The organism is Anabaena sp. CA = ATCC 33047 (genome assembly GCF_963870205.1).
Classification (GTDB): Bacteria; Cyanobacteriota; Cyanobacteriia; order Cyanobacteriales; family Nostocaceae; genus Trichormus.
In genome coordinates, this window is record NZ_CAWMSA010000047.1 from 128199 (window position 1) to 136695 (window position 8497).

7 protein-coding genes are annotated in these 8497 nt (G+C 43.1%); 4 read left to right on the forward strand and 3 right to left on the reverse strand.

The window, feature by feature from the left end; all coding sequences use genetic code 11:
- Positions 1 to 62: 62 nt before the first annotated feature.
- Complete coding sequence (locus AACS98_RS16120) at positions 63 to 194, reverse strand: hypothetical protein (protein WP_255362910.1); 132 nt, start codon at positions 192 to 194, stop codon at positions 63 to 65.
- A gap of 578 nt (positions 195 to 772) precedes the next feature.
- On the opposite strand from AACS98_RS16120, the gene AACS98_RS16125 reads away from it, so the two are divergent.
- A complete protein-coding gene (locus tag AACS98_RS16125; RefSeq protein ID WP_066381641.1) occupies positions 773 to 1693 on the forward strand; it encodes a DUF4351 domain-containing protein in 921 nt (306 codons plus the stop codon).
- Positions 1694 to 1825: 132 nt separating this feature from the next.
- Here AACS98_RS16125 and AACS98_RS16130 read toward each other — a convergent pair whose 3' ends face one another.
- Together AACS98_RS16130 and AACS98_RS16135 are read right to left on the reverse strand one after the other, a co-directional pair.
- On the reverse strand, positions 1826 to 3094 hold the full coding sequence (locus tag AACS98_RS16130) for a dihydroorotase (RefSeq protein ID WP_066381642.1): 1269 nt from the start codon (positions 3092 to 3094) through the stop codon (positions 1826 to 1828).
- A gap of 50 nt (positions 3095 to 3144) precedes the next feature.
- Positions 3145 to 4497 carry a histidine phosphatase family protein gene (locus tag AACS98_RS16135; protein WP_066381645.1) on the reverse strand — a complete coding sequence of 451 codons (1353 nt, stop codon included), beginning with the start codon at positions 4495 to 4497 and terminating at the stop codon, positions 3145 to 3147.
- A 573-nt stretch (positions 4498 to 5070) separates the two neighbouring features.
- Between AACS98_RS16135 and AACS98_RS16140 the strand changes: the two genes are divergently transcribed.
- From AACS98_RS16140 to AACS98_RS16150, 3 genes are all read left to right on the forward strand, one after another.
- Positions 5071 to 5703, forward strand: coding sequence for a ParA family protein (locus AACS98_RS16140; RefSeq protein ID WP_066381766.1), 633 nt, complete (start codon positions 5071 to 5073; stop codon positions 5701 to 5703).
- On the forward strand, positions 5703 to 6263 hold the full coding sequence (locus AACS98_RS16145; protein WP_066381647.1) for a hypothetical protein: 561 nt from the start codon (positions 5703 to 5705) through the stop codon (positions 6261 to 6263). Before AACS98_RS16140 ends, AACS98_RS16145 begins: the two co-directional genes overlap by 1 nt.
- Positions 6264 to 6498: 235 nt before the next feature.
- The gene (locus AACS98_RS16150; RefSeq protein ID WP_066381650.1) at positions 6499 to 8448 is read left to right on the forward strand and encodes a serine/threonine phosphatase; all 1950 of its coding nucleotides are present in this window, start codon (positions 6499 to 6501) and stop codon (positions 8446 to 8448) included.
- The last annotated feature ends 49 nt before the right edge of the window (positions 8449 to 8497 follow it).

Here is an 8497-nt window from a genome sequence, read left to right on the forward strand (position 1 = left end):
AAGCCATTTCCTACGAAGTCTTGCGGGTTCTACGTTTCCGATACCTGGCACTGTGGCTTTTTCTACTCTTGTTGTTTTTCTTGTAGTATGCTGCCAGCAACTTGCGGGTTATAACAGTTAGCCAAGATAAACTTTGATGCTACTTGTTCTACTTCTTCATTAGTCGCTTCCCACTCATCCCAAGGTAGTCTCATTTGTCCAGGTGAAGTTTTTTTCCCTTTCCCTTTTTCTTCAACCCTGCTAATAATTTGCTTCCCCAGTGGTTGCGCTTTTCTGGTTTAGATTGAGGGCGATATTTTTTACAAAAACTTGTGCTATTAAAGAATATTTGTCAAGCCGCAAAGTAGGGGCGGGTTTATGAAAAATTCGGTCTACCTACAGATTAACTTGTGAACCCGCCCCTACAAAAACCCCTCTCCAAACCTCTCCCCTGCAAGGAGAGAGGCTTTAAAATCCCCATTCCCTTGTAGGGAAGGGGGGCTGGGGGGGTTAGGTTTGAGAGATTTTGATGCTAATAACAATACAAGGAACAGGTGCAAGATGTCAGTCTATTTTTGTGGGAGCATCCCAATTTTGAAAAAATAAACTTAGCCATTGCAAAATCTCTCTAAAACTCTCTTTCCTTCGTGTCCTTCGTCCCTTCGTGGTTCGTTCATTTCATGTCTTAACCTCAAGCAAAAAATAAACTTACACATTTGGGATGCTCCCATTTTTGTTGTGTCTACAACAGATAAAATATGAATAATTAACAAGTTTTTTTAAATATAATTAAATGACGCGATTTATCCATGACCAATTTTCCAAAGACTATTTAGAAGAACTACTCAAACCCTATGGAAAAGTCCAAGCACCGAGTCGGGTAGCTGCTGAAGTTCGAGAAATCGATGTATTATTTTCTCCATTTTCTACACAAACAGCTAATTTAGAAACATTAGGATTATTAGGGAAAATGGCAACTACATCCGCCATTTTTGAACCGTTCCGCAACCCAGCATCAAAAGAAGAAATCACTGATTGTCTGTTAAAACTCTTAGAAGTCAGAAACGCTATTCAAAGAGAAGCAAATCGCACTAAAACCCCAATCTCAGCCGGAGAAATTCCCCATTTATGGGTTCTGACTCCCACCGCATCGGAAACAATAATTTCCGGCTTTGGTGCAAGTCTAAAATCAGACTGGGTAGAGGGAGTTTACTTTCTACCTGAGTATTTGCGGACAGCCATAGTTGTAATTCATCAGTTACCCTGTACTCAAGAAACACTGTGGCTGAGAATACTAGGGCGTGGTAGAGTACAGCAACGAGCAATTGATGAATTGGCAGCACTACCAGCAAATCATCCCTTTCAGAGAGTGACGCTAGAATTACTCTATAGCCTACAACAAAACTTGAGAATAAATCAGAATATAGAAACAGATGATCGGGAGTTAGTGATGAGATTAGCACCACTGTATCAAGAAGACAGAGAACGAGCTAGACAGGAAGGGTTACAACAAGGACTACAGCAAGGAGAACAACAGCTAATTCTGCGCCAGTTAAATCGTCGATTTGGAGAAATTGACTTATCTTTAATTGAGGAGGTTCAAAGATTATCTATTGAGCAATTAGAAGCACTGGGTGAACAGTTGTTCGATTTTTCTGACGTTGCAGATTTAACAGCTTGGTTAAACCAACAACAAGAAACCAACAATCAGTAAATTAATCGTATACTAATGTTGATTTCTTTGACTAAGTTTTTGAGCGATCGCCTACTAAAATCAACTACCATTTTCGGGTGCGATCGCTCTTATCCCACGGCAAAATCTGTAAACTAACTACAACCTTGCTCACTAACACCAAGTTTGCACTACTCGCCCTTTTAATTCTTGTCCTAACCAGGGAGTATTGCTAGAAAGAGTATGCAGATTCTTTCTGTCTACTGTCCAAGTTTTTTCAGGGTTAAATAATGTTAGTTCAGCTTGCTGATGAGGTGCAATTTTACTAACTTTTTCTTGTAAACAATCTGCGGGTTTTGTACTCAATGCTTGCCACAATTGTAATCCGGTAAATTCCCCAGTTGCAACTAAATGCTGCCACAACAATGGTAATGCTAATTCTAAACCAATCGCCCCTGGTGGTGCTTCGGCAAAGGCTTGGACTTTTTCTTCGTAGGTGTAAGCTGCATGATCAATGGCGATCGCATCCACAACACCCTCCCGTACTGCTTCCCGTAACGCCTTCATATCGCTGTTATTACCCAAAGGTGGTTCTAAATGCAAGCTGGTGTTATAACTCTTAACAGCTTTAGTATCTAATAACAGGTGCATCCAGGTGGTACTAGCGGTAATGGGTAAACCTTGGGCTTTAGCTGTGGCAATTAATTCTACACTACGAGCCGTGGAAACACGCATGATATGTATGGGTGTACCAATGTTAGCTACCAATTCGATTAAAGAGGCGATCGCAGTTGTTTCCGCACTCACAGGAACAGGTGGCAAACCATACCGCAGCGCATCCGCACCTTCCCGCATGACTCCGTTAGATTGAAGTAGGCGATCGCAAGGCCAAAAAGCTACAGGTTTACCCAATGCTTGCACATATTCCAACAACCGCCGCACTAATCCTAAATTATCTAACGGCAAACCATCAGTAAACCCCACAACTCCCGCCGCCGCTAAATCGGCTAATTCCGTCATCTGCTTCCCTGCCACATCTAAGGTAATCGCACCCCAGATGTGGAGATGGGGAAGTGAGAGAGATGAGGGATTTCCCCCTCTCATTTTCTGCAACTGTGCAACAAGCGCAGGGTTATCAATAGCTGGCGATGTATCAGGGAGAATGCTAACTCTGGTAAAGCCACCAGCCGCCGCCGCTTGTAAAAAAGATAACAGAGTTTCTCTTTCTTCAAAACCTGGTTCGCCGGAGTGACTATACAAATCAACTAACCCAGTTCCGAGAATCAGTCCCCGACAATCTCTAACTTGAGTATCAGAACTAATATCAGTAATTTGTGGGGCTACTGCTTGGATTGTACCATGAGCAATTAGCACATCAGCCACTTGATCAGTTCCAGAAACCGGGTCAATTACCCTTACTTGTTGCAGAAGTTCAGTTGTCATTTGAGCTATTTAGTGCTTCAGCTTTTTATCTATTGTTGTTGTTAATCACCCTATAATGCTCCAGCTGCGGTTTTATCCAGTACACCGCCACTTAAATGAGTGGTAATGTTCATTGCTTGCAATACTGGTAAACCATTCAGCCCAGAGGGGTAGTCAATGACACTGACAGCACCGTTACCTTGGCGGAAATTCCAGAAATTATCAGCAGATAAGCCGAGAATATAACAAAGTAGGGTTTTATTAGTAGCGTCGTGAGCCACGACTAATCCGGTTTGGCGTTGATTTTCGATAGCCGATTGGACAATTGCTTGCCAAGTCACCGTACTACGTTCCCATACTTGTTGTAAATTCTCTCCTTCTGGCATTTGTACATCTGCTGGCGTTGTGCGCCAACGGTGTAACTCTCCAGGGAATTCTTGCTCGATTTCTACTTCTAGTTTTCCTTCCCAAAGTCCATGTCCAATTTCTCTTAAGCCGTCTTGTAATTCTAAATTGACATCAGAATGATGTTGCAAAATAATTTCGGCTGTTTCTTTAGGACGTGCCATAGTGCTACTTACGGCAAAGTCAAGGGCGACATTTTGGAGAAATTCCCCAGCTTTTTTTGCTTGGTTTCTGCCGTTGTCATTGAGGGGAATGTCAATCTGTCCTTGAAATCTGGTTTGGCGGTTCCATTCGGTTTCCCCGTGACGTACCAGTAACAATCTTACACCTTGATGACCAGGACGTAAGGAAGGGAGAGTTTCCCCTAGATGCTGCGTCTGGTTCATCGACTCTAATTGTACTGGTTCGCCCAAACCCCCAGAAAAGTTTAAGACGTTGATGCCACAGTTAGATTGCTGTATGCAATGGTAACGACTGGGGTGAATACCCAAAGCGGTGCTAATCAAGGCGCGATTGATGCCATTATGACCGACGATTAAGATAGTTTCACCTTGATGATGGGGTAAAATTTCTTGCCAAAACTGTCGCGCTTGTTTATACAAAGACAGCACAGGAAAATGTTCTTGAGTTTCCCCGTCTTGGTTAACCACCATCTTCAATTCATCGGGGTGTTCATGCCAAATGCGATAATCTTCAGGAAACTGCTGCTTAACATCAGCACTCACCATTGCTTCCCACAAAGGTAAGTCAACTTCTAGTAGCAAATCAGAAGTTTGCACAACGGCAGACTTCTCAAACTTAGATGTTAACTCACCATGAATAATTTCTGCTGTTTGTTTGGCTCGTTGCAGTGGACTGCTATAAATTCCATGAAATGAAATATTACTGAGGGCTTTGCCGACTTTAGCGGCATCACTACGACCTTTTTCTGTTAATGTTGATACGTCACTGCGCCCTTGAATGCGTTTTTCGGTGTTATATGTGCTTTGGCCATGACGCACGATGATGACACGAGTCATCTTTTTGCCCTCCTCTATCTAAAGGATTAATTCTACTCCATCTTGTTGGCTGCATTATCTCTTAGATTTGGCTTTGGCAACTCAAGATTTTTAGGAGGGTTTGTAAACAGCACCGCAATGATTAACAATTGCTAACAATTACTCACATTTATGAGAGGTTGACAGGATATCGTTTAATTGCATTGTGGATGGAAACAGCCTATAATCTACTAATTAATAACGGTTCAACCGTCGCCGTCAGAGGATACACCCTCCAGTTAAACTGGCGTTTGGTAAACGTGCCGCAGGCGAGGGATAAGCTCCATAGACAAGAGGATTGTTAGTAGCACCTCAAGAAAATTTTCTCAACTTTTGGGAGAGATATAGCGGTCAGATTGACCGTGTTAGCCTGTGGACTAGATAGTGCCGACACTTCTAGGAAGAAGCAGGAAGAAAAAGCTGGCACTTGTTAGCATTTGTTAGCTTTTTTTGAATCGGATTTCAGGGCTACTAAATTTTATTGTGGCAAGTTTTTCTGATACTGCTGGCTCCAGAAAGCGGTATATTCATTTAAGGCAGGGTCGGGAGTCAGCAGTGCCAAAAATCATCGCCATTCTCAACGGTAAAGGTGGAGTCGGTAAAACGACTACCGCCGTCAATTTAGCTGCCCAGTTTGGGAAAAAGAAAAAAGTTATTCTGGTTGATACAGACATTCAAGGTTCTGCTAGTTGGTGGTTTGGGCGGAATCAGAATGGTATGGGGTTTGACTTATCCCAAGAAACAAATCCGCAATTATTAGGTCGGTTAAAAGCAATCACAGGTTACGATTTAGTCATAGTGGATACGCCGCCGGCACTCCACTCGGATGCCTTAGCGACAGTAGTAGCGATCGCAGATTATTTAGTGTTACCTACACCACCAGCAGCAATGGATTTAGCCGCCCTGATTGATACAGTTAAGGCTGCTGTTGTTCCTGTCGGTATTCCCCATCGGGTACTACTGACAAAAGTTGACACCCGATGTATAAATGAAGCCATAGAAGCCCAAAATACTCTGCAACGCTTAGGAATTCCCGCTTGTAAGTCTTTTATTAGGATATACAAAGCCCACGAACGGGCAGCATTGGAGGGTGTGGCTATTAATCAGTGGCGGGGCAGAAATGCTAAAGAGGCAGAGTCAGATTACCGTCGAGTGGCGGAAGAATTACAGCGTGATTGGAGAAAATAATGCCTAAAAAACACAGTCTTTCCGACTTGATTCAAGAGGAAGTCCAAAAATTTAACCCATCTGAAGGTGAATCTGCAATTAATGTCAATGCTGTAGAAGTGGCAGAAGACAATGCTGCCACCCCAGAGGAAACTTCTCAGCCAATAGCTGAAACATTGACTAATAAGCGTAGCAATCCCACAAAAGCTGATTTAGAAGCGACTATTAAACAATTGCAAGCAAGTTTAGAAACATCTCAACAAAACGAAATGTCTCTTAAACAGAAAAAATTAGAATTAGAATCAGCTTTAGCCCAACAAAAAGCCGCAGTAGAAAGAATTACCAAAGAGCTTTATGAAGCTAAACAAACAGCACTACAATTGGCAGAAGCTAATTCCCAACTCATAGAGGAAAATCAATCTTTAAAACAAAAACCGCCAACTCCCACGCCAAAACAACCAGAACAACCAACTTATAAGCCAGTTACCTATAGAAAATCTCACCTCACTCCTGAAAAACTGCCAGTACAGCCAACTGAGTCCCAAGACAATTTTTCTGCCAATACTTGGTTGTATGACTAAAGTTAGAAGGGAGGAAATGTTTTCTCCCTCTCCTCCAGTCCCCAATGGATAAGAGATAATCTTGCCGATGTCTGAAATCTTTAGCTAATATGCGTCACAATTAATACGGCCACCAGAATTCATGGGTGAAACCACAATTTTTTGGTTGTCTACTGTAGGCAGACGCGGCGGATTGTGGCAATGTGGAGATCAGTGGCTAGTAGCACCTTGGAACGGGAATTAAGGAACTTCCACTATGCTGATTTGCCCTCAGTGTCAATTTGAAAATCCCAACGCTAACAAATTCTGTCAGAAATGTGGTGCTTCCTTGTTTCACAAGGTCTGTCATCAATGTGGTACTGATGTACTGGTGTCGGCTCTACATTGTCATAAATGTGGTGCAGAATGTGGAACTGTATGGTGGGCAATTGTAGGTAAGCAAGCCGGGGAGATGGGGATGAGAGGTGAGACAATGCCCGATGCCTCGGTGATTTCGACTGCTCCAGTTGCGGCTTTACATTTGTCTGTGGGTTCATATTTAGACAAAGAGCAGCGTTATCAGTTGTTATCAGAGCTATCAGCAGACAATGATCAATGGTGTGCCAGGGTTTTAGATTGTCAACCTTATCAAATATCGCTGCTGAGTACATTAGCAAATCAGCAACCGAGTTTGCTCACGCCATCGGTAGCAGCTAGTGGTATTCCGATTGTAGCTAAGGCTTACCTGGCGTTAAAATCCTTGCATCACCCAGGAATCCCAAAAATTCATGATGCGTGGCTGGATGGTGATTTGCAGGTATTACTGATTGAAGACCGTTCTGGTTGGCAATCTTTACTTGATTTGTGGTCAGCCGAAAACACAAGTATATCGCAAATTTTATACTGGTGTTATGAAATGACCCAATTGTGGGAGTTATTAGAACCACTGGATTGTCATTATAGTTTGTTGGATTTGGCGAATTTGCGCTTGGATGAAGACCAGACGCTAGTGCTACAACGGTTGTATGTGAAAACACCGAAGGATAATTGGGCGATCGCACCCCTGGCAGATGAAACAGTAGCCACGCTAGCTAGTGGGGAGCAGCCTCTGACGGTGAAAGCATTAGGTAGAGTATGGCAGAACCTGTTTAAATCCTCTCAACGCACTCAATTTGGTTCAGTAGTGCAGATTTTGGACGATTTAGAACAGGGTAAAATCCAGACAATTGCACAGTTGCGATCGCGTTTAACAACAGTAGCCACAGAACTAGAAACCACATCCCCCAATTTGGCAGCAATGGAAGAAGAAAACACCTCTGCACCTACACTTTTACAAGTAGATGAGTCAGAAAATGCCGAAAATCAATCAGATGACTTACCAACAATTGTGCTGTCCGTACAGTTAAGCAGCTTAGAAGATGCAGGACAAACTGATGTCGGTAGGCAAAGGCAACATAATGAAGACTACTTTGGGATTGAAACTAAAATTGAGAAAGTGGACTTGCCCAAACACCGAATTTTACAAGCCAGAGGCTTGTATATTCTCTGCGATGGTATGGGCGGACACGCTGGCGGTGAAGTGGCTAGTGAATTAGCAGTAAACACCCTACGGCAATACTTTCAAACACACTGGACAACAAACCAACTGCCAACAGAAGATACAATTCGTGAGGGAGTGTATCAAGCTAATCAGGTAATTTACCAACAAAATCAACAAGATGCCCGTTCGGGAAGCGGACGCATGGGTACTACTTTAGTGATGCTGCTGATTCAAGGCAATCAAGCCGCAGTGGCTCATGTAGGAGATAGTCGTTGCTACCGCGTCACTCGCAAGCAGGGTTTAGAGCAAATCACGGTAGATCATGAAGTCGGACAACGAGAAATAGCCAGAGGAGTACAAGCTAAAATAGCTTATGCTCGTCCTGATGCTTATCAACTGACTCAAGCCTTGGGGCCACGAGAGCGCACTACCATCAATCCTGATGTCGAGTTTTTTGAGATTCATGAAGATCACCTTTTCGCTTTAGTTTCAGATGGGTTATCCGATAATGATTTGTTAGAAACCCACTGGCAGACTCACCTATTGCCCTTCTTAAGTTCCGGTACTAGCTTAGAAGCAGGGGTGAGAGAATTAATTGAATTGGCCAACCAATACAATGGTCATGACAACATTACTGCTATACTTGTCCGGGCGAAAGTACGTCCAAATGTGGGGAGTCGGGAGTAGGGACAAATCAATTCAAAATTCGTCTTGAAAAGTTTCCTACGGCGGGAAA

Coding starts and splice junctions, on each gene's coding strand:
- AACS98_RS16130 (WP_066381642.1), bottom strand. CDS start 3,094: ATGACAACTGAACTTCTGCAACAAGTAAGGGTAATTGACCCGGTTTCT.
- AACS98_RS16145 (WP_066381647.1), top strand. CDS start 5,703: ATGCCTAAAAAACACAGTCTTTCCGACTTGATTCAAGAGGAAGTCCAA.
- AACS98_RS16135 (WP_066381645.1), bottom strand. CDS start 4,497: ATGACTCGTGTCATCATCGTGCGTCATGGCCAAAGCACATATAACACC.
- AACS98_RS16150 (WP_066381650.1), top strand. CDS start 6,499: ATGCTGATTTGCCCTCAGTGTCAATTTGAAAATCCCAACGCTAACAAA.
- AACS98_RS16125 (WP_066381641.1), top strand. CDS start 773: ATGACGCGATTTATCCATGACCAATTTTCCAAAGACTATTTAGAAGAA.
- AACS98_RS16120 (WP_255362910.1), bottom strand. CDS start 194: ATGAGACTACCTTGGGATGAGTGGGAAGCGACTAATGAAGAAGTAGAA.